15 protein-coding genes are annotated in these 19,321 nt (G+C 73.2%); 2 read left to right on the top strand and 13 right to left on the bottom strand.

Translation table 11 applies throughout. The features are described from left to right. Nucleotides 1-1,469 (bottom strand): HTH domain-containing protein (locus MNZ27_RS19570; RefSeq protein WP_242395778.1); only part of this gene is annotated, 1,469 nt, incomplete at its 3' end. 154 nt (nt 1,470-1,623) lie between these two features. Between MNZ27_RS19570 and MNZ27_RS19565 the strand changes: the two genes are divergently transcribed. After that, nucleotides 1,624-3,849 (top strand): outer membrane protein assembly factor BamB family protein, encoded by a 2,226-nt coding sequence (locus MNZ27_RS19565; RefSeq protein WP_242395777.1) that lies wholly within the window; start codon nt 1,624-1,626, stop codon nt 3,847-3,849. A 567-nt stretch (nt 3,850-4,416) separates the two neighbouring features. On the opposite strand, the gene MNZ27_RS19560 is transcribed toward MNZ27_RS19565, so the two are convergent. The 11 genes from MNZ27_RS19560 to MNZ27_RS19510 form a co-directional block, all read right to left on the bottom strand. Continuing rightward, on the bottom strand, nt 4,417-5,586 hold the full coding sequence (locus MNZ27_RS19560; protein ID WP_242395776.1) for an HNH endonuclease: 1,170 nt from the start codon (nt 5,584-5,586) through the stop codon (nt 4,417-4,419). Between the two features lie 743 nt (nt 5,587-6,329). Continuing rightward, complete coding sequence (locus MNZ27_RS19555) at nt 6,330-7,064, bottom strand: metallophosphoesterase family protein (protein WP_242395775.1); 735 nt, start codon at nt 7,062-7,064, stop codon at nt 6,330-6,332. A gap of 48 nt (nt 7,065-7,112) precedes the next feature. Then, nucleotides 7,113-8,057 (bottom strand): PfkB family carbohydrate kinase, encoded by a 945-nt coding sequence (locus MNZ27_RS19550; protein ID WP_242395774.1) that lies wholly within the window; start codon nt 8,055-8,057, stop codon nt 7,113-7,115. Between the two features lie 51 nt (nt 8,058-8,108). Further along, nucleotides 8,109-9,230: a 23S rRNA (adenine(2503)-C(2))-methyltransferase RlmN gene (gene rlmN / locus MNZ27_RS19545; RefSeq protein WP_242395773.1), complete on the bottom strand. Its 1,122-nt coding sequence runs from the start codon at nt 9,228-9,230 to the stop codon at nt 8,109-8,111. Nucleotides 9,231-9,240: 10 nt separating this feature from the next. Next, nucleotides 9,241-10,620: a hemolysin family protein gene (locus tag MNZ27_RS19540; RefSeq protein WP_242395772.1), complete on the bottom strand. Its 1,380-nt coding sequence runs from the start codon at nt 10,618-10,620 to the stop codon at nt 9,241-9,243. A 144-nt stretch (nt 10,621-10,764) separates the two neighbouring features. Next, nucleotides 10,765-11,202 carry a nucleoside-diphosphate kinase gene (gene ndk, locus MNZ27_RS19535; RefSeq protein WP_242395771.1) on the bottom strand — a complete coding sequence of 146 codons (438 nt, stop codon included), beginning with the start codon at nt 11,200-11,202 and terminating at the stop codon, nt 10,765-10,767. 129 nt (nt 11,203-11,331) lie between these two features. Beyond that, nucleotides 11,332-12,357 (bottom strand): succinate--CoA ligase subunit alpha, encoded by a 1,026-nt coding sequence (sucD, locus tag MNZ27_RS19530; protein ID WP_242395770.1) that lies wholly within the window; start codon nt 12,355-12,357, stop codon nt 11,332-11,334. Nucleotides 12,358-12,396: 39 nt separating this feature from the next. Beyond that, on the bottom strand, nt 12,397-13,563 hold the full coding sequence (gene sucC / locus MNZ27_RS19525) for an ADP-forming succinate--CoA ligase subunit beta (RefSeq protein WP_242395769.1): 1,167 nt from the start codon (nt 13,561-13,563) through the stop codon (nt 12,397-12,399). 282 nt (nt 13,564-13,845) lie between these two features. Beyond that, complete coding sequence (gene mdh, locus MNZ27_RS19520) at nt 13,846-14,784, bottom strand: malate dehydrogenase (RefSeq protein ID WP_242395768.1); 939 nt, start codon at nt 14,782-14,784, stop codon at nt 13,846-13,848. 33 nt (nt 14,785-14,817) lie between these two features. Then, nucleotides 14,818-16,131, bottom strand: a complete 1,314-nt coding sequence (gene icd, locus MNZ27_RS19515; RefSeq protein WP_242395767.1) for an NADP-dependent isocitrate dehydrogenase — start codon at nt 16,129-16,131, stop codon at nt 14,818-14,820. A gap of 124 nt (nt 16,132-16,255) precedes the next feature. Continuing rightward, on the bottom strand, nt 16,256-16,942 hold the full coding sequence (locus MNZ27_RS19510) for a carbohydrate deacetylase (protein ID WP_242395766.1): 687 nt from the start codon (nt 16,940-16,942) through the stop codon (nt 16,256-16,258). 235 nt (nt 16,943-17,177) lie between these two features. Here MNZ27_RS19510 and MNZ27_RS19505 point away from each other — a divergent pair, with 235 nt between their 5' ends. Further along, complete coding sequence (locus MNZ27_RS19505; RefSeq protein ID WP_242395765.1) at nt 17,178-17,717, top strand: bifunctional nuclease family protein; 540 nt, start codon at nt 17,178-17,180, stop codon at nt 17,715-17,717. Nucleotides 17,718-18,085: 368 nt separating this feature from the next. Here the strand turns inward: MNZ27_RS19505 and MNZ27_RS19500 are convergent, their stop codons facing one another. Continuing rightward, entirely contained in the window at nt 18,086-19,237 is a 1,152-nt protein-coding gene (locus tag MNZ27_RS19500) for an HNH endonuclease (protein ID WP_242395764.1), read from the bottom strand. Nucleotides 19,238-19,321 lie beyond the last annotated feature (84 nt).

The raw sequence follows: 19,321 nt of genomic DNA, 5'->3' as shown, positions 1-19,321 counted from the left end.
GCCTCGGCCGCGGGCTCGGCGTCCTCCTCCTCGCCCTCCGGCCCTTCCTCGCCCTCCTCGTCGGTCGCCGCGACCTCGGTCGCGACCACCACCGGCTTCTCGGCGGGCAGCTCCGCGGGGACCACCACGATCGTCGGTCCAGCCTCGGCCGCCGGGCGTCCCGGGGCGCCCTCGATCGAGACGGCGACGGGCTCCGTCGCGGCCGGCGCCGGGGCCGGCGCGCCACGTTCCTCGCGCCGCTCGCGCTCCTCGCGCCGCGCGCGGCGGGCGGCCTCCTCTTTCTCGGCGGCCTCGGCGGCGGCCTTGAAGAAGCCCTCGTCCACCTCGGGCACGACCACCGGCACGCAGCCGACGGCCGCGTCCGCGAACGCCTCGGCGAGCGCCTCGCCGCAGAGGAGCAGCACCGGGACCTGGCCCGCCGCGCTCGCGTCGCCGCGGGCATCGCGGGCGGCCTCGCCCGCGGTGACGACCACGCCGATCTGGGCGCCGTAGTGGCCGAGGTCGCGGCGGAGGTCGGTCACGTCGCGCCGGCTGGCGTCGGCGCCCGTCCGCAGGACGCGCACCGCGTGGCGGACCTCCATGAGCCCGAGCTTCCGCCGGCCGGTGTAGATGACGTGCTCGCGGCCGCGCCGCGCGACCTTGAGCTCGCGGAACCCGAGCTTCTCGAGCAGGGCCACGGCCACGTGCTCGACGGTGGGGGCGTCGCACTCGCGGAGGCGGCGACGCAGCGCTGCGAGCGCGGCGCGCCGCAGATCGGCCGGGGAGGTGGCGGCCCGCGCCGGGACCGGCGTGATGCGCTCGCCCGGCTCGGGCTGGGCGACCAGCGTGACGGTCTCGCCCTCGACCTGGAAGAGGGGCATCCGCCCCGCCGCCTCGCGGCGGCGGTTGTCCTCGGCGAGCGCCGCGGCGAGCGCCGCGTGATCGCGCACGAAGGCGTCGGGCATGAGCAGCCGCTCGGCGCCCCGCCCTGCGATGTCCACGAACGTGAGCGGCCGCCCGGCGCCGGCGAGGATCTCGTAGGCGACCTCGGCCGGCGGCGGGAAGCGCTTCCCGCGCCGCTCCTCGGCCTCCTCGCGACGGCGCGCGCGCCCCTCGCCGCGCGCCTCGCCTCGCCCCTCGCCGCGCCCGGAGGCACGGGCGAGCTCGCGGGACGGGGTCGGGTGGCGCTCCCTGCCGCGATAGGGCGGCTCGCCCTCGGGTGGCGGCTCGATCAGGTTCTCGAACCCGGTCGGGTCCTCCTCGAGCCCCCATTCGGCGAGCGCGAAGGTCCCCTGCTGGACGGCCCAGAGCCGCCGTTCCGGATGTGGGAGCCGGCAGTGCGCCGCGAGCTGATCGGCCATCGTGTCCTCGGGGACCTTGCCGACATGGTCGAGCAGGTTCTCCCGGGCGGCGATCTCCGCGATCTTCTTGAAGTGGAGAGGCTTCCCTTCGCGCCGCAGCACCTCGATGGCGGCTTCGGTGAAGGTCATGTACGTCCTTGAGGTAGGAGGTCTTGCAAGATGTCCCGGACGCGCGGGCGAACGAAGGGTCGCCGCGGGCAGCGTCGAAGCCGTCATCTTCGTGCCGGCCTGGGCCCCTGTCAATGTTGAAAGTACCTGATTCCGCGATGATTCTTCCGATCCCATGATCCGGATCCGCACCGGCACGGCCTGGCGCCACGACCCGCGACTCCGGGCGATGCTCGGGCCCGCCCGCGCGGCCGGGCGGACCGCCGCCCGGACGATCGTCGACGCGCTCGCCATCGAGGTGGACGGGATCGACCTCACCGCAGGGCGCGCCGAGGGCCCGCTCCTGCCGTCGCTCGAGGCGCTCCTCCGCGCCGTCGCGCGCGTGCTCGGCGGCGCGCCGCACGCCACCGTGGCGTTCCCGGACGGCGGCCTCGAGCTGCTCGTCCGGCGCCGAGGCGCGAGCGCGCTCCTCACCATCGTGTCGGTCGCGCGCCCCTCACGCGTCCTGGCCCGGGACGTGGAGGTCGAGCTGGAGGCGCTCTCCGCCGCGGCGCTCGCCGCCGCCGCCGACTTCTGCCGCCAGCTCGCCCGGATCGCGCCCGACGCGACGCGCGGCGCGCGCCGCCTGCAGGCCGCCGCGCGCGACCTCCGCCGGACCGGGCCCGCCCTGCCCCGGGTCCCGTCCGCCGAAGTCCGTCGCGAGCGCCCGCACGCGGGCCGGGCGGGGCCGGTCGCGTGCGCCTTCGAGCTGCACGAGGACGACGCCCTGCTCGCGTACGAGGGCGGGAGGCCGGACCTCGGGTCCCTGCTCGCGCCGGGCACGGTGACGATCCGCGCGGCGGACGGCGCGGAGATCGTCGCGCTCCCGGGCTTCCCGTTCCTCCTCCTCCGGGATCTGAACGGCCTGTCCCGGGGGATCCTCGACGCGCTCCAGCGCGGTGAGCGGGAGTACGCGGGGACGCTCGCCCGGGCTGGTCGCGCGGCGGCGCTCACGCTCCGGCTCGACCTCGTCGCCGGGCGCATCTCGGCCGGCGGCCCCGCCACGCCGTGCCCGCCGCTCGACCTCGTGCGGGCCGTCTCCGGGGCGGCCCTCGAGCTCGGACGGACCGCGCGCGCGCGCAACCCGCGGCAGGCGGAGAACGGGTTCCTCCTCGAGCTCGAGGCGTCCGCGGCCGAGCGGCTCGCCCTCGCCGAGGAGCTCGCGGCGGGCGATCGACCGGGGGCCACCGCGGCCCCGGGCCGCGCTCCCCGCCGGCTGCGGGCGCTCTCCCAGGAGCCGCTCGGGCCGGGCCGGCTCCGCCGGCTCGGGTTCCAGCGCCGCCTCGCGCTCGACGTCGGGCGGCCGGCCGGGGCCGGCCTGCTCGCCGCCGGCCGCACCCTCGTCGCGGCCGGGGAGGACGGCCTCGCCGCGATCGACCCGGCCGGCGCCGAGGTGCGCTGGCGCGCCGAGGGGTGCGACCTCGCCGCGGTGGTCCCCGGCGCGGTCGTCGCCGTCCGCGGCGATCGCGTCACCGCCCGCGCCCTGCGCGACGGTCATCCCCTCTGGACGGTCCCGCTCCCGGGCGGCGCGCCGTCGGCGGCCATCGCGCTCGCGCGCGGCCCGTGGGCGCTCGCCGGGCACGGCGCCCTCACGGGCCTCGATCCGGCCACGGGCGGGGTGCTCTGGCGCTTCGCGCCGCCCGCCGCCGGCGCCCTCCGCGTCCGGGGGTTCGGCGGGATCGCGGCGGTGGCCGCGGGCACGGGCTTCCTCTACGGCGTGGACGCCGCCGGCCGCGTGGCGTGGCGCGTGCGAGGCCCGGGCGCCTTCCTCGGACCGCCGGCCGCCGCCGCCGGCGCCTGCGTCGCGGCCGCCGAGGTCGGCGCCGGCGCCGCGGTGCTGGCGGTGGATCCGGCGTCCGGCGTCCGGCTCTGGGAGGCGCCCCTCGACGTGCTCCCGACCGCGCCGCCGCTCGCCTGGGGAGCCCGCGTCGTGGTCGGCGGCACGGTCGCCGGCGATCCCGCGGTGACGGTGCTCCAGCGCACCGGCGCGCCGGCGTGGACCGTCGCGCCGGATCTCCGAGGCGCGCCCCGCCTCGCGGTGGCGGGGCCGCTGCTCGCGATCCAGGACGCCTCGGGCGCGCTCGTCGCGCTCGCTCGCGACGGCGAGGTCCGCTGGACGCGCCCCGCTTCCCCGGGGGTTCCGCCGCCCGCCCCCGCCGCCCCGGTCTCCACCCGCGGCCTCCTCCTCGCCGCCGGCGACGGGATCGCCTGCCTCGACGCGCGCACCGGCGAGCTGCTCGGCACCATCCCCGGCGTCGCCCCGGTCCGGCTGTTCGCCGACGACGCGCTGCGGATCGTGGCGATGGACGCGGACGGGGTGGTCTCCGTCCTCACCCTGACGACGCACCTGAGCGTGGTCTGATCGTGAAGAGGGCTGCGCCCGATCGTTCATCACGTCGTCCCAGCCCCGCATCCGCTCCGCGAGGCGTCTCGTGCTGGGGGGCTGCAAGTACGAGCGCGCCTGCACGGCAAGCGTGAAGCTGGCTCGGGAAGGAGGTGGCGGCCGCGGCGCCGTCCGCGGGCCGGGGCCGGAGTGACGAGATCGGCCCCGAAGAAACCCGTGCTTCACCGGCATGCGGACAGCGCCGCTCGATTGGGCTGAGCCCTGCTGCGGCGCACGCTGCCTGCCTGCGCCGGGCAGACTCCTCCTTCGCTGCTCGCCCTTCGACTCCGGCGCGCAACGCGCGCCTACGCTCAGGGCGAACGGAGCTTCGAAGCGCCTGCGCTGCTCCGTCGTCGTGTGCCCCGGCTCGGCGACGGCATCGTGTGCCTCGCGACGGGCTCGACCCAACCGAGAGGCGCTATGAGGCGCTCGCCACGGCTCTCGACCACCCACCGATGCGGGGCGGCAGGAGAGCTAGAGCAGGTCCGACAGCCGCACGCCGGCCCCCATCATCACCGTCGCCCGAGAGCCGGGCCGGCCATCCGCTCACCCCGAGCGCTTCTTCTTCACTGCGCACGGCGACTGCGTTCCCGCGCGCCTGACGCGTGCGGAGTCGAAGAGCTCGCCGTTCGACCGTCGCCTGAACCGGTCCATCAAGGCGTCCCCGAAGACCTTCCGAGCGGCGAGCTGGTTATGAAAGAAACAGAGAAGGTGGATGTTCTCGACCGTCGGCGGGCCGCCCAGGGCCTCGGCTTCGCGGTGATCGAACTCGAGCAGGTAGGTCGAGCCGCAGATGCCGCCGGAGTCGAGGGGGTACTGGCAGCGGCCGCCGTCGCGGAGCCAGACCTGGCGCTTCACCTCGGCGGAGAGGTGCTCCGGCTTCGAGGGGCGGCGCTCCGCGAGCGGCTTCTGCACGAGCCCCTTCCGCTTGGCGCTCCGGGCGAGGAGGAGGTCGAGGCCGACCTCGAGGATCTCCTCGGTGCTGGCGCCGAAATGCGAATGGGAGAGCGCATCCCGCGCGGCGGCGAGCTTCTCGAGGAAGCGGCGGGAGACGTTGAAGTGAAGTCGCCGGAGGTCGGCGCTGAGCGGCTCGACCGATTCGCCACGGGGCTCGCGGGAAGATGGGGCATGCGCCGCAGCGCGCGGAGAGTTGGCATCGACAGGGTTTTCTGGAAAACCTCGCGCCTCGAACAGCTCGTCGATGATGACGTTCGGAGCCGCGACCGGGAGCGCCGCGCCCGGGCTCGCCGCCGCCGCGACCTCGAGACGCGGAACGGTCTCCTCCGCGACCGAGACGCGCACCGCGGTCAAGACCTCGCGACGCGGGGCCTTCTCGACCGGCTTGATCTCGGCCGCAACCTCCGCCGCCTCGTGCTTCGAGCGGTGGAAGAACCGAGGCAGCACCTCCGCGCGGTTCTCGGGCGAGATCACCTTCGCGAGCTCCGCGATGCTCGAGATGCAAAGCCTCCCGTCGCGTAGCGGCTCGATGACCTCGGGAAACCGCTGCACCAGCTCGGCCGCCGTCTTCCGGTAGAACGCGGCCCCCTTCGAGAGCCCGAGCTCACGATGGAGGAACCAGAACAGGCTCGAGTAGCCGAGCTCGACCCAGAGCCGCCGGCGATCGAAATCGGCGAGCGCGACGAGAAAATCGGCCATGCAGTCGTGCTCGCGGCGGAGGAGCTCGGAGAGGCGGGCGGAGAGATCGCGTGCGTGCATGAACGGATGGTCTCACGCGATTTCGTGCCCTCCCCAGACGCACGCATTCGGCGCCAGGCGCGAGAGCGGGAACGGTCCCTCGCGCCTCGGCTCCGCGCGGACTCGCGGCGCACGGCGCCCGCGCGGCGTTGCGAGAGAAGCCTTTTCGAACGACCTGGGCTCGCGAAGCGTCACCCACCGGAAAACGAGTCAACAGCCGATTCGTGAAATTGGGGTTCCCGCGAAAGGGCTGCGGGCCCAACGCTCGCCGTGAAACCGTCGGCCGCCTCGCGAATGGGCGGCAGCGCGACGGGCGACTCAGGCCATGGTGCTGGCGGAAGCTCGTAGCGCTATCGGTGAAACGCGGGCTTCTTCGGGGCCGATCTTGCGCAGACGATTCCCACGCACTGCGCCGCCCCGGTCTCTCCATCTTCCTGAGCCCAGACCGCTCGTCATTCAGGGCCGTTCGCCTGCAAGGCCCCTCCTCGACCGGGCCTGCTCTCCGCCCGAGATGTATTGAGCCTGTCGAAGGGCGGCGGGGCCCGTGACCTTGCGCGCTTCGCGGTCGCGACCGGGCCTTCTCCGACGGCACGAACGCGAACCCGCGTGTCCCCGACCCGGATCCCGGGTCCCATGGCCCCGTCCCCGTCATCCGTTGAAGCACCGGGCACGGGCCAGGGGGCACGGAACAGGGCGACGGGCACGGAGAGCGGGTGCGCATTCGGGTTCGGGTTCGCCCCCCCGTGCCCGCATCCCAGGGCGCGCTACACTCCCAGGAACAGCCGCTTCCCGAAGTTGAGCGCGAGGTCCGCGTCGAAGATCTTCTGCGCGGAGGTCTCCACGTCGTAGGGAACGCGGTGGTACTCGACCGTGCGCTCCTCGGTGTCGTACAGCACCCAGCAGGCGCGGTTGTCGCAATCGCGGGGCTGCCCCACGGAGCCCACCGAGATCACGTACTTGTGCCCGCGGCGGAGCCCGAACTTCGCGGCGATCACCTCGTGCACCTCGCCGCTCGCCTGCAGCGCGAACGCCTTGCACAGGTGGGAGTGGCCCACGAAGCTCACCTCGGCGAGCGCCCCGTAGCTCGGCAGCAGCTCGCGCGCCTGCTCCACCGCGAACACGTACTCGTAGGCCTCGGGGTTCAGCGGGTTGCCGTGGCTGAACGAGGCGCCCTCGAGGGAGTGGACGTAGGACAGCGTGCGCAGCCACTCGAGGTGATCCGGGTCGATGCGCGAGGCGGTCCAGTCGAGGGCGTGCCGCGCCGCGTCGTAGTAGAAGCTGTAGTCCATCCGCCCGGACACCGCGGCGTCGTGGTTCCCGAGGAGCGTGACGGAGGAGACCTTGCGGACGAGCGCGCAGCACTCGTTCACGCTCGCGCCGTAGCCGACCACGTCCCCGAGGCACACGATCCGGTCGGGATGGTGCCGCTCGAGCGCCGCGAGCGTCTCGGTCAGCGCCTCGAGGTTGGAGTGGATGTCGGAGATGATCCCGATGCGCATGCGCGGCCCGGCGCGACGGCGGATGGTATCCGCCGGGCCGATCGCGCGTCAACGGGGCGTTCCATTCCCGTTGAACAGATCCGCCTCGAGCTCGTCGAACCGGGCGAGGCTCCGGGCCTCACCGTAGCGGGCGCGGATCTCCTCCGGCGTGAGCGACCGGAGCCGATCGAGCGAGAACTGCTCCACGGTGAAGCTCGCGAGCACGCTCCCGAGCACGATCGCGCGGCGCATCGTGGCGTGATCCTCGCGCCGGTTCTTGGCGAGGTAGCCCATGAACCCACCCGCGAAGCTGTCGCCGGCGCCAGTCGGGTCGAACACGGCCGGCAGCGGCACCGCGTTGGCCGCGAAGACCTCCTCGCCCGAGAAGAAGAGCGCCCCGTACTCGCCCCGCTTGATGACGACCGCCCGCGGGCCGAAGGTGAGGATCTTCCGCGCCGCCTTGACGACGTTGTGCTCGCCGGCGAGCTGGCGCGCCTCGGCGTCGTTCACGAACAGCATGTCCACGCGCTTCAGCGTCTCGAGCAGGCTCTCGCGCTTCGAGGTGATCCAGTAGTTCATCGTGTCGCAGCCGATGAACCGCGGCCGCTTCACCTGGTCGAGCACCGCGCGCTGCAGATCGGGGTCGATGTTCCCGAGGAAGACGTACTCGGAGTCGCGGTAGTGCTCCGGCAGCTCGGGCCGGAACGCGGCGAACACGTTGAGCTGCGTGTCGAGGGTGTGGGCCGTGTTGAGGTCGAACTCGTACCGGCCCTTCCAGCGGAAGGTCTTGCCCGGCCGGCGCGCGAGGCCGGCGAGATCGATCCCGCGCTCGCGGAGGAAGCGGACGTGCTCCTCGGGGAAGTCCTCGCCGACGACGGCGACGACGCGCGTGGGTCCGAAGAAGCTGGCGCAGGTCGAGAAGTAGGACGCCGAGCCGCCGAGCACGTCCTCCCGACGCCCGAAGGGGGTTTCGAGGGAGTCGAGCGCGACGGAGCCGACGACGAGGAGTGACATGTAGGCGACCTCTTCCGGCCCGCGGGGTGCGGGAGCCGTGGGTGGGTCTTCCTAGCCCGGGCGCGGTGCGCCGGTCAACGGTCCGGACCCCGCCCCGCGCCGGCGCGGGTCGCCCGGCCCACCCTCCGCGACGAGCTGTCCGCACGCGGCGGAGATGTCCCGCCCGCGATGCTTGCGGACCACCGCGGTCACGTTCCGGGCCACGAGGACGCCCTGGAACGCCTCCACGCGCTCGGGGGCCGGGGACGAGAACCCGAGCCCCGGGTTCTCGTTGTACGGGATGAGGTTCACCTTCGCGGGGATCCCGCGCAGCAGCCGCGCGAGCCGCTCGGCGTCCTCGAGCGTGTCGTTCACGCCCCCCAGCAGCACGTACTCGAAGGTGATCCGCCGCCCCTGCTTCATGGGGAAGTCCCGGCACGCGGCGAGGAGCTCGGCGAGCGGGTAGCGCCGGTTGATCGGCATGAGCGCGTCGCGCTGCGCGTCGGTCGTCGCGTTGAGGGAGACCGCGAGCTTCACCTGGGTCTCCTCCCCGAACCGGCGCATCATCGGGACGAGCCCCGAGGTGGAGACCGTCACGTGACGGTGCGAGAAGTTCGGGCCGTCCTCCGACAGCAGGAGCTCGAGGGCGATCTCGAGGGCGCGGTAGTTCGCGAGCGGCTCGCCCATGCCCATGAACACCAGGTTGGTGAGCGGCCGCGGCGCCTCGCCCTCCCCGAGCTCCACGAGCCGCCGGTTCGCCCGGTGGACCTGCTCGACGATCTCGCCCGGCGTGAGGTTCCGCGCGAGCCCCATCGTGCCGGTCAGGCAGAAGGTGCAGCCGACGGCGCACCCCACCTGCGAGGAGACGCAGAGGGTCCGCCGGTCCGCCTCCGGCATGTAGACGGACTCGACCAGCTTCCCGTCGCGCGTGCGCCACGTCCACTTGATGGTGCCGTCCGTCGAGCGCTGCTCCGTCGCCCGCTCGAGCGTCACGAGGTCGGTCCGCGCCGCGAGCGCCTCGCGGAGGGCGCGCGGGACGTCGGTCATCTCGTCGAGCGAGGCCGCGCCCTTGAGGTGCAGCCACCGGAAGAGCTGGCGCGCGCGGAACGGCCGCTCCCCGAGCGACGCGACGAGCGCCGCGAGGTGCTCCTGCGGGAGGGAGCGCAGATCGGGCCGGGCCTCGGGGTGATCCATCACGCCTCTCCTAACCCCGCGCGGCGACCGGCGCGACCGCGGGCGTCGCCGCGGCGGCGGCCTCGTCCGGCGGGCGCGCGATCTCCACGCGCGTGACGCGCCGCTCGTCGCCGGCGCGGACGGTGAAGGTGAGCCCGCCCCAGGTCACGGCGGCGCCCACCGGCGGCACGCGCCCGGCGGTGGCGGTCACGAACCCGCCGAGCGTCTCGTAGTCGCCCTCCTCCGGGAACCGGATCCCGGGCGCTCGCCCGGTCGCCGAGGCGGTCGCCCTGGCGAGCCCCTCGTCGAGGAACGCCTCGAGCTCCCGGAGCGGCACCGCGGCGTCGGCGAGCCACACGCCCGGGGAGACGGCCTTCACCGGCGCCGCCTCGACGTCCGCCTCGTCCTGGATCTCGCCGACGATCTCCTCGAGGACGTCCTCGAGCGTCACGAGCCCGCTCGTGCCCCCGAACTCGTCCACCACGACCGCGAGGTGCGTCCGGCGCCGCTGCATCTCCTTGAGCAGCCGCGAGATCTTCATCCCCTCGGGGACGAAGAACGCCGGCTTCAGGTGGCGCTCGAGGGAGATGCTCCGCTGCGGCCCGCGGACGTCCTGGACGATGTCGCGGACGAGGAGGATGCCGATCACGTTGTCGACGCTCCCCTCGTACACCGGCATCCGGCTGTACGGGTTCTCCGTCACGACCCGGACCAGGTCCTCCGGGGCGGCCTCGCGGTCGATCGCGACCATCCGGGTCCGCGGGGTCATGATCTCCTTCGCGACGCGATCGGCGAACTCGAGGACGCTGTTGAGCAGCTCCTCCTTGACCTCGTCGAGGACGCCCTCGCGCGTGCCCATCTCGATGAGGTACTCGATCTCCTCGCCCGTGACCGCCGGCGCGCCGGCGGCGTGCTTCCCGCCCAGCAGCGACAGCAGGGCGCCCGTGATCCGCGTCACCGCCGCGGACGCCGGCCAGAGGACGATCGTCAGGGCGTTCGACAGGGGGAGCGCGGCGAGCGCGAAGCGGACCGGGTGCCGCTTGCCGAGCGTCTTCGGGACGATCTCGCCGAAGAAGAGGATCACGGCGGTGGCGGCGGCCGTGGTGGCCGCGACCACGGTCGCGGCGCTCCAGCCCGTCCAGGCGGCGACGTCCACCCCGAGCGACGCGGCGAGCGCCCCGGCGCCGATGTTCACGAGGGTGTTCCCGATGAGCAGGGTCGAGAGCACCCGCTCCGGGTGCTCGATCCAGAGCCGGAGCCGCGCCCCCGGGCTCCCGCCCTCGTCCCGGAGCTGACGTGCCCGGGCGTCGCCGAGCGCGGTGAGCGCGGTCTCGGTGCCCGAGCAGAACGCCGACCCGAGCAGGAACACGATCGCGAGCGCCCACTTCCACGCCGGTACTGCTGACTCCAAACGGTTTCTCCTCCGCTCCCGGAAACGACGAAGCCCGCCCCCCGGGAGAGGGACGGGCACGATCATTGTAACCGGAACGGCGGCCGGAGCAGGCTCCCCGGCGAGGGGGAGCCCGCCCCTACCCAATGATCTCGCGGGGTTGGCCTACTTCTTCCACTGATAAGAGTGGATCTGGACCTCGGGGAAGAAGTACGAAACCTCGACCTTCGCGTTCTCGAGGCTGTCCGACCCGTGGACGGTGTTCTTCTCGATGTTGGTCGCGAAGTCCTTCCGGAGCGTACCGGGGGCCGCCTTCGCGGGGTCGGTCGCGCCCATGATCTCGCGGTTCTTCGCGACGGCGCCCTCGCCCTCGAGGACCATCAGGACGACCGGCCCGCTCGTCATGAACTTCACGAGGTCGGCGAAGAACGACCGCGCCTTGTGGACCGCGTAGAAGCCCTCGGCGTCCGCCTTCGAGAGCTGCGTGAGCCGGATCGCGATGGGCTTCAGCCCCTGCTCCTCGAACCGGGCGATGACCTTCCCGATGACACCCTTCTCGACGCCGTCGGGCTTGATGATGGACAGCGTGCGCTCGATCGCCATGTCTGCTCTCCTGTTCGTCCTTGCGTGTGTACCCTCGGGCGCGGCGGGCCGGCTCACCGTGAGCCTCTCGGACGGCGGCTCACCCTGAGCCCGCCCGGACCGTCGCGCCGAGATCTGCCGGCCGGCGGGCTACTCTCGCTCGCCCTTCGCGGCCTTCTTCGTCGCCTTGCCGCCGCGCTGCGGCGGCGAGGCGCCACGGCTCGCCGCGCCCTTCTTCGGCGGCGGCGCCGGCGCCGGCCGCTTCCCGGTGGTCACCGGGAGCGGCTTCGGCTTCCCGCGGCGGCCGAGCGCGTCCTTCATCGCCCGGCCGAGCAGGTGAGGTCCATCGACGACGGTGATCCCCGCCTCGCGCATCGCGGCGATCTTCGCGGCGGCGGTCCCGGCCCCGCCGGAGATCACGGCGCCCGCGTGCCCCATCCGCTTGCCGGGCGGGGCGGTGCGGCCGGCGATGAAGCCGACCACCGGCTTGGTCATGTGATCGCGGACGAACGCGGCGCCCCGCTCCTCCTCGCCGCCGCCGATCTCGCCGATCATGATCACCGCCTCGGTCTCCGGGTCCGCCTCGAACGCGCGGAGGACGTCCACGAAGTCCGTCCCGTGCACCGGGTCGCCGCCGATGCCCACGGCGGTGGACTGGCCGAGGCCGAGGTCCGTGAGCTGCTTCACCGCCTCGTAGGTGAGGGTGCCGGAGCGGGAGACCACCCCGACGTGCCCGGGCCGGTGGACGTGCCCCGGCATGATCCCGATCTTGCACTGCCCCGGCGTGATCACGCCCGGACAGTTCGGCCCGATGAGGCGCGAGCCGGGGCGGCTCTCGACGAAGCGCCGAACGCGCACCATGTCGAGGACCGGGATCCCCTCCGTGATGGCGACGATGAGCGGGATGTCCGCCTCGGCCGCCTCGATGATCGCGTCCGCGGCGGCCGGCGGCGGCACGAAGATCGCGGCGGCGTCGGCGCCCGTCTCCCGGACCGCGTCGGAGACCGTGTGGAAGATGGGCACCGTGCCCTGGAAGCGCGTCCCGCCGCGGTTCGGGGTGACGCCCGCGACGACCTGGGTGCCGTAGGCGAGCATCTGCTCGCCGTGGAAGCTGCCCGCGGAGCCGGTGATGCCCTGGATGAGGACGCGCGTGTTGCGATCGACGAGGATGCTCAAGGGATTCCCTCTACGGACCGCGGCGGCCGGGAGCCCCGCTCACGCGGCCCGGGCCGCCTGGACCACCTTCCGCGCGGCGTCGCCGAGGTCGTCGGCGGGCGTGATCGCGAGCTCGCTGTGCGCCAGGATGTCCTTGCCGAGCTCCACGTTGGTCCCCTCGAGCCGCACCACGAGCGGGATGGACAGGCCGACCTGCTTCGCCGCCGCGACGATGCCGTTCGCGATGACGTCGCACTTCATGATCCCGCCGAAGATGTTCACGAGCACCGCCTTCACGTGCGGGTCGGAGAGGATGATCTTGAAGGCCGCCGTGACCTTCTCCTCGTCGGCGCCGCCGCCCACGTCGAGGAAGTTCGCCGGCGCCCCGCCCGAGAGCTGGATGACGTCCATCGTCGCCATGGCGAGGCCGGCCCCATTCACCATGCAGCCGATGTCCCCGTCGAGTGTGATGTACGAGAGGTCGTACTCCCTCGCCGCCGCCTCCTTGGGATCCTCCTCGTCGGGATCGCGCATCGCCGCGATGTCCGGGTGGCGGTAGAGCGCGTTGTCGTCGAAGTTCATCTTCGCGTCGAGCGCCAGGACGTCGCCGCCGACGGTGATGACGAGCGGGTTGATCTCGGCGAGCGACGCGTCGGTCGCGACGTAGGCGTTGTAGAGGCCGGTCGCGAACCGCACGAACGCCCCCACCGAGTCCCCCTGCATCCCGAGGCCGAACGCGAGGCGCCGCGCCTGGAAGGGCATGAGGCCGGTGAGCGGGGAGATCCACTCCCGGAGGATCCGCTCCGGGTGCTGCGCCGCGACCTCCTCGATGTCCACCCCGCCCTCGACCGACGCCATCACCGCGAGCCGCCCCACGTCGCGGTCGAGGGTCATGCCGAGATAGAGCTCCCGGGCGATCCGGCAGCCCTCCTCGAGGTAGACCTTGCGGACCTGCTGCCCGTCCGGGCCGGTCTGGGACGTCTTCAGCATCATCCCGAGCATCGCCTCGGCGTGCTGCCGCGCCTCGTCGGGCGAGCGGGCGAGGCGAACCCCGCCCCCCTTGCCCCGCCCGCCGGCGTGGATCTGCGCCTTCACCGCGCAGATGCCCCCGCCGAGCTGGCGCGCGGCTCCCTCCGCCTCGAGCGGCGTCACCGCGAGGTAGCCGCGCGGGACGGCCACCCCGAACTTCCGGAGGATCTCCTTCGCCTGGTACTCGTGGATCTTCACCCGGTCTCGTGCTCCCTGGTCTTCCCGCGCTCCGCCCCGGAGGCCGATCGCCCGGCGGAGGGCTCCGCGGCCCGGCGGCGGACCTCGCGCACCGCCGTCCTGGCCGGACCACGAACGCTCGTCGGCGCCCGGCCCGGGCGGCGCGGGTGAGCGTACCATCGCTCACCCTCCCCTGGCGACCGGTCCGACGCCGGCCGGTCCTGGCGCCCGTGGTCCGTCGCCGGCGTCCGACGGCCCGGCGACCGGCCGGCCCCCCCGGCGAACCAGCCCTGGGCCTGGGGCCTACAGCCTGGTCTCGGCGACGGACTTCCGGACGCTCTCGACGGACTTCGCGAGCATCGCCTTCTCGTCCTCGGCGAGCTCGACCTCGATGACGCGCTCCACGCCGCCCGCCCCGATGACCACCGGGACGCCGACGAAGAGCCCCTTCACGCCGTACTGACCGTCGAGGTAGGCCGAGCACGGGAACGTCCGCTTCTGATCGCGCAGGTAGCTCTCGGCCATCGCAACCGCGCTCGACGCCGGGGCGTAGAAGGCGGAGCCGGTGCCGAGGAGCGCGACGATCTCGCCGCCGCCCTTGCGGGTGCGCTCCACGATCGCGTCGAGCCTGGCCTTGTCCACGAGCTTCGCGAGCGGCGTCCCGTTCACGGAGCAGTAGCGGAGGACGGGGACCATGTCGTCGCCGTGGCCGCCGAGGACCATGGCGGTGACGTCCCGCGGCGACACCCCGGCGGCCTCCGCCACGAAGTACCGGAAGCGGGCGGTGTCGAGGACGCCCGCCATCCCGACCACCCGGCTCCGCGGGAAGCCGGTGATCCGGTACATCGCGTACACCATCGAGTCGAGCGGGTTGGTCACCACGATGACGAAGGCGTTCGGGGCGTACTGCTTGATGCCGAGCGCGACCTTCGAGATCGCCTCCAGGTTCACCTTGAGGAGATCGTCGCGGCTCATCCCCGGCTTGCGGGGCACGCCCGCCGTGACGATGCAGACGTCCGCGTCCTTGATGATCGCGTAGTCGGTCGTCCCGCCGCCGGTCACGTCGACGTCGAACCCGAGGATGCTCCGGGTCTGCTGCAGGTCGAGGGCCTTGCCCTTGGCGACGCCCTCCATGATGTCCACGAGGACCACGTCGCCGAGGCTGCGCTGGCCGCAGAGCAGGGCCATCGTGCCGCCGATCTGGCCGGCGCCGATGAGCGCGATCTTCTTCCGGGAAGCCATGCCGTCTCCCTTCGTGTCGGGGGGGGACTCGCCCTACATGTGCTTGATGATCTCGTCGCCGAACTGGGAGGTCTTCACCTCGACCGCGTCCGCGATCCCCTCCGCCTTCATCAGGCGGGCGAAGTCGTACGTCACGCGGTGCGAGGCGATGGCGCCGTCCATCCCCCGGAGCACCCGGTCGGCCGCCTCGTCCCAGCCCAGGTGGCGGAACATCAGCTCGCCGGAGAGGATCACCGAGCCCGGGTTCACCTTGTCCTGGTCGGCGTACTTCGGCGCGGTGCCGTGCGTCGCCTCGAAGATGGCGTGCCCGGTGACGTAGTTGGCGTTGCCGCCGGGGGCGATGCCGATCCCGCCGACCTGGGCCGCGAGCGCGTCGGAGAGGTAGTCGCCGTTCAGGTTCAGCGTCGCGACGACGTCGAACTCCTCGGGGCGCGTGAGGACCTGCTGCAGCGTGATGTCCGCGATCGCGTCCTTCACGAGGAGCTTGCCGGCGCCGAGCGCGGCCTTCTGCTCGGTGCTCGCGGCCTCCTCCCCCTTCGACGCCCGGGTCCGCTCCCACTGCTCCCACGTGTAGACCTTGTCGCCGAACTCGCGCTCGGCGAGGGCGTAGCCCCAGTTCCGGAAGGCGCCCTCGGTGTACTTCATGATGTTGCCCTTGTGGACGAACGTGACGCTCTTCCGCCCGAGGCGGAGCGCGTACCCGATCGCCGCGCGGACGAGCCGCTCGGTCCCCTCGCGCGAGACGGCCTTGATGCCCACGCCGGCGGAGCCCGGGAACCGGATCTTCTTGTACTCCTTGGGGAACTCCTGCTGGATGAAGGCGAGGAGCTTCTTCGCCTGCTCCGAGCCCGCCTCCCACTCGATGCCCGCGTAGATGTCCTCCGTGTTCTCGCGGAAGATCACCATGTTCACCTTGTCCGGCCGCTTCACGGGCGAGGGGACGCCCTTGAACCAGCGGACGGGACGGAGGCAGACGTAGAGATCGAGGAGCTGCCGGAGGGCGACGTTCAGGGACCGGATGCCGCCGCCGATCGGCGTCGTGAGCGGTCCCTTGATGCCGATGATGTACTCGCGGAACGCCTCGACGGTCTCGTCGGGCAGCCAGGTGTTGAACTTCGTGAAGGCCTTCTCGCCGGCGTAGACCTCGGTCCAGGCGATCTTGCGCCGCCCGCCGTAGGCCTTCTCCACCGCCGCGTCGAGGACGCGGACGCTGGCGCGCCAGATGTCGCGTCCGGTCCCGTCCCCCTCGATGAACGGGATGATCGGTCGGTCCGGGACGTTCAGCTTCCCCGCGACGAGCGTGATCTTCGCTCCGTCCTTCGGCACCACAGGCTTCGCGTCGGCCATGGGGAACCTCGGTGTGGGCAATGGGCGCCACGGTCTTACCATTCCGCCGCGCGGAGTGTAAAGGCGGCAGACCGACGCAAGCTACCGGAAACTGGACGTTTTGGCGGACCAGAAGGGTCGGCGCTCAGCGATCGGCCCCGCCGCGGCTCCCGCGGCGCAGCGCCGTGTAGTCGCAGAGCTGGATCTCGCGCGACCGGATCAGCGCCCGGGCGCGATCGCCGCAGAGCGCGGCGAGTTCGATCTCACGCTCCACGCCGAAGGAGGTGCGCGCGTGGCTCGGCGCGTGCCCGGGATGGGCCATGAGCTCGGCGGTGCCCTCGGGCAGCGCCGTCAGGGCCTCGAGGAGGGCCTCCTCCGTCCAGGCGGGCCGCCGCGCGGCGTCGCCGAGGAGCGCCGCGGGCGTCGGGACGCCCCTGGCCCGGATCGCCGCCCGCATCGGCCCGTCGACGGAGCGCACCGCCAGGCCACGCTCGACGGCGACCGCGAGGACGGCCTCGAGCACCGCCGGCGCCGCGTGCGCGTGCTTGTGGCTGTCGAGGTGGGTGGGGGCGGCGCCGCGGAGCGCCTCGAACCGCGCGAGCTGCCGGCGGACCACGGCTTCGGCCGTGACGCGATCGACGCCGGGATCGACCACGAGGTGGAGCCCCACCCCGAGCGTCGGCGGCGCGCGCCGGAGCGCATCGGCGGCGAACGGGGTCTCGACCATGGCGGTGGTGCTCGTCACGATCCCGCGCGCGTGCGCCTCGAGGATGCCGCGGTCGATCTCGGGGTCGTAGCCGAGATCGTCGGCGTTGACGATGAGCCGCTTCATCCGTGCCTCCGTCCGAGGTGAGCCGTGAGCGCTGGCCGCCGGGCGTCCAGCGCCGCGCCGGCATCGTACCTCCAGGCGTACGCCCGGCGCGCCCTCGCGTGAAGCCCCGCCGGGAACGGAGCCGGGCGGCGCCGCGCCGCGCCGGCCGCCCGTCCCGCAGCGTGGCGCAGGCCGGACGGCGTGCCCCAGATTGTACGAGGCGCGGGCCGCCGTCGAGCGGACCCCGCCCCGTCCGATGAGGATCCGACACGCCCCCGCCGGAGCACTCGCCTCTCCCCTCGCCATCGCCGCCGGGATCCTGGCGCTGATCGTGGCGGCGAGCGGCGCCGGCGACGGGCGCGTGGAGCTCGACGTCCTCGGGGTGCTGCCGGTGAGCGAGGACGCTCCGTCGATCCTGGTGCTCCGGGAGAAGGGCGCGGCGACGATTCTGCCCCTGGTGCTGCCCGCGGTGACGGCCCGCGAGCTCGCCCGGGCGCTCAACGGACGGGAGCGGCGTGGCGCCCTCGGCGAGGCCATCGCGAAGCTCGGCGGGCAGGTCCGCGAGGTGGAGATCGTCGCCGCGGAGGACACGCCGCGAGGGGCGCGCATCCGGCTCGTCCAGGGCGGTCGCCCCGTCGAGATCTCCGCGCGGCCGTCGGAGTCGGTGGCCCTCGCGGTCGCCGCCGGCGCGCCCGTCGTGACCACGCGGCAGGTCATCGAGGAGTCGGGGCTCACCCCCGACGACCTCGCGCGGGCGCACGAGCGGAGCGACGGCCGCCACGGGCTCTGGCTCTGATCGGCCGCCCGCGACGGCGCGCGTCAGCGGGGAGGGGCCCCACCGCAGGTCTGACCATTCATCACATCGTCCCGGCCCGCATCCGCTCCGCGAGGCGTTTCGCGCCCGGGGCCGCGGGTACGAGCGCGCCTGCACGGCGAGCGTGGGGCTGGCTCAAGAAGGAGGTGGAGGCCGGGGCGCCGCCCGCGGGCGGGGACCGGAGTGACGAGATCGGCCCCGAAGAAGCCTGTGCTTCACCGGCATGATGGAGGCGTTCGCCGCGGCTCTCGACCGGTCCACCGTCGTGGGGGCGACAGGAGAGCTGGAGCAGTCCGGTGGCCGGCCGTCGATCCCTGTCACCGTCCCTGAGGACCGGAGCGGCCATCCGCTCACCCCGAGCGCTTCTTCCTCGCTGCGCGCGGCGGCTGCGTTCCCGGTGGCTCGACGGATGCGGGGTCGAAGAGCTCGCCGTTCGACCGGCGCGTATAGCGGTCCATCAAGGCGTCCCCGAAGACCTCCCGAGCGGCGCGCTGGTTGTGAGCCCGGCAGAGGAGGCGAATGTTCTTCTTCGTCGGCCGGCCGCCGCGGGCCTTGGCCTTGCGGTGATCGAACTCGAGCTGGTAGGTCGAGCCGCAGATGCCGCCGGACTCGAGGGGGTACTGGCAGCGGCCGCCGTCGCGAATCCAGACGGCGCGCTTCACCGCGGCAGGTATGTGATCCGGCTGCGAGGGCCTGCGCTCCGCGAGCGGCTTCTGCACGAGCCCCTTCCGCTTGGCGCTCCGGGCGAGGAGGAGATCGAGGCCGGCTTCGAGGATCTCCTCGGTGCTGGCGCCGGGGTGCGAGTGGGAGAGCGCATCCCGCGCCGCCTCGAGTTTCTCTAGGAAGCGGCGGGAGACGTTGAAATGGAGCCGCCGGAGGTCGGCGCTGAGCGGCTCGACCGATTCGCCGCGGGCCTCGCGGGAAGATGGGGCGTGCGCCGCAGGGCGCGGAGAGTTGGCATCGGGGTGTTCTGCTGGCCAACCGCACGGCGCGGCGGATTCAGGTGGCTGCGCCGGCGCGGTCGCATCGGCCGCCGCGACCGGAAGCTCCACCACGGCCGCCGCCGCCGAAGGAGCCGGACCGCGCACCGCGGTGACGACCTCACGGCGCGGCGGTGCCTCGACCGGCTTCAGCTCCGCCACGACCTCCCGCGCCTCGCGCTTCGAGCGGTGGAAGAATCGGGGCAGCATCTCGTCGCGGTTCTCCGGGGTGAGGACCTTCGCGAGCTCGACCACGCTCGTGAAGCAGAGGCGGCCGTCCCTGAGCGGCTCGATCACCTCCGGGCAGCGCTGCACGAGCTCGGCGGCGGTCTTCCGGTAGAACGCGGCGCCCTTCGAGAGGCCGAGGTCCCGGTGGAGGAAGGAGAAGAGGTTCGCGTGGCCGAGGTCGCGCCAGAGGTGGCGGCGATCGAAGTCGGCGAGCGCGATCAGGAAATCGGCCATGGACTCGTGCTCGCGGTGGAGGAGCTCGGAGAGGCGGGCGGAGAGATCGTGAGCGTTCATGAGCGGATCGTCTCACGGGAATTCGCGGCCTCCCCAGGTGCACGCATTCGGCGCCAGGCGCGAGAACGGGAACGGGCCCTCGCG

Source organism: Anaeromyxobacter oryzisoli (assembly GCF_022690765.1).
Lineage (GTDB): Bacteria > Myxococcota > Myxococcia > Myxococcales > Anaeromyxobacteraceae > Anaeromyxobacter > Anaeromyxobacter oryzisoli.
The sequence above is the reverse complement of the archived record's forward strand: the minus strand, read 5'-3'. Positions and strand labels throughout refer to the sequence as shown.

Excerpts from the sequence above, each read along its gene's own strand:
- MNZ27_RS19550 (WP_242395774.1), bottom strand. The coding sequence starts at position 8,057 with ATGTCACTCCTCGTCGTCGGCTCCGTCGCGCTCGACTCCCTCGAAACC.
- MNZ27_RS19555 (WP_242395775.1), bottom strand. The coding sequence starts at position 7,064 with ATGCGCATCGGGATCATCTCCGACATCCACTCCAACCTCGAGGCGCTG.
- MNZ27_RS19505 (WP_242395765.1), top strand. The coding sequence starts at position 17,178 with ATGAGGATCCGACACGCCCCCGCCGGAGCACTCGCCTCTCCCCTCGCC.
- ndk (WP_242395771.1), bottom strand. The coding sequence starts at position 11,202 with ATGGCGATCGAGCGCACGCTGTCCATCATCAAGCCCGACGGCGTCGAG.
- MNZ27_RS19510 (WP_242395766.1), bottom strand. The coding sequence starts at position 16,942 with ATGAAGCGGCTCATCGTCAACGCCGACGATCTCGGCTACGACCCCGAG.
- icd (WP_242395767.1), bottom strand. The coding sequence starts at position 16,131 with ATGGCCGACGCGAAGCCTGTGGTGCCGAAGGACGGAGCGAAGATCACG.
- MNZ27_RS19565 (WP_242395777.1), top strand. The coding sequence starts at position 1,624 with ATGATCCGGATCCGCACCGGCACGGCCTGGCGCCACGACCCGCGACTC.
- MNZ27_RS19560 (WP_242395776.1), bottom strand. The coding sequence starts at position 5,586 with ATGCACGCACGCGATCTCTCCGCCCGCCTCTCCGAGCTCCTCCGCCGC.
- MNZ27_RS19500 (WP_242395764.1), bottom strand. The coding sequence starts at position 19,237 with ATGAACGCTCACGATCTCTCCGCCCGCCTCTCCGAGCTCCTCCACCGC.
- rlmN (WP_242395773.1), bottom strand. The coding sequence starts at position 9,230 with ATGGATCACCCCGAGGCCCGGCCCGATCTGCGCTCCCTCCCGCAGGAG.
- mdh (WP_242395768.1), bottom strand. The coding sequence starts at position 14,784 with ATGGCTTCCCGGAAGAAGATCGCGCTCATCGGCGCCGGCCAGATCGGC.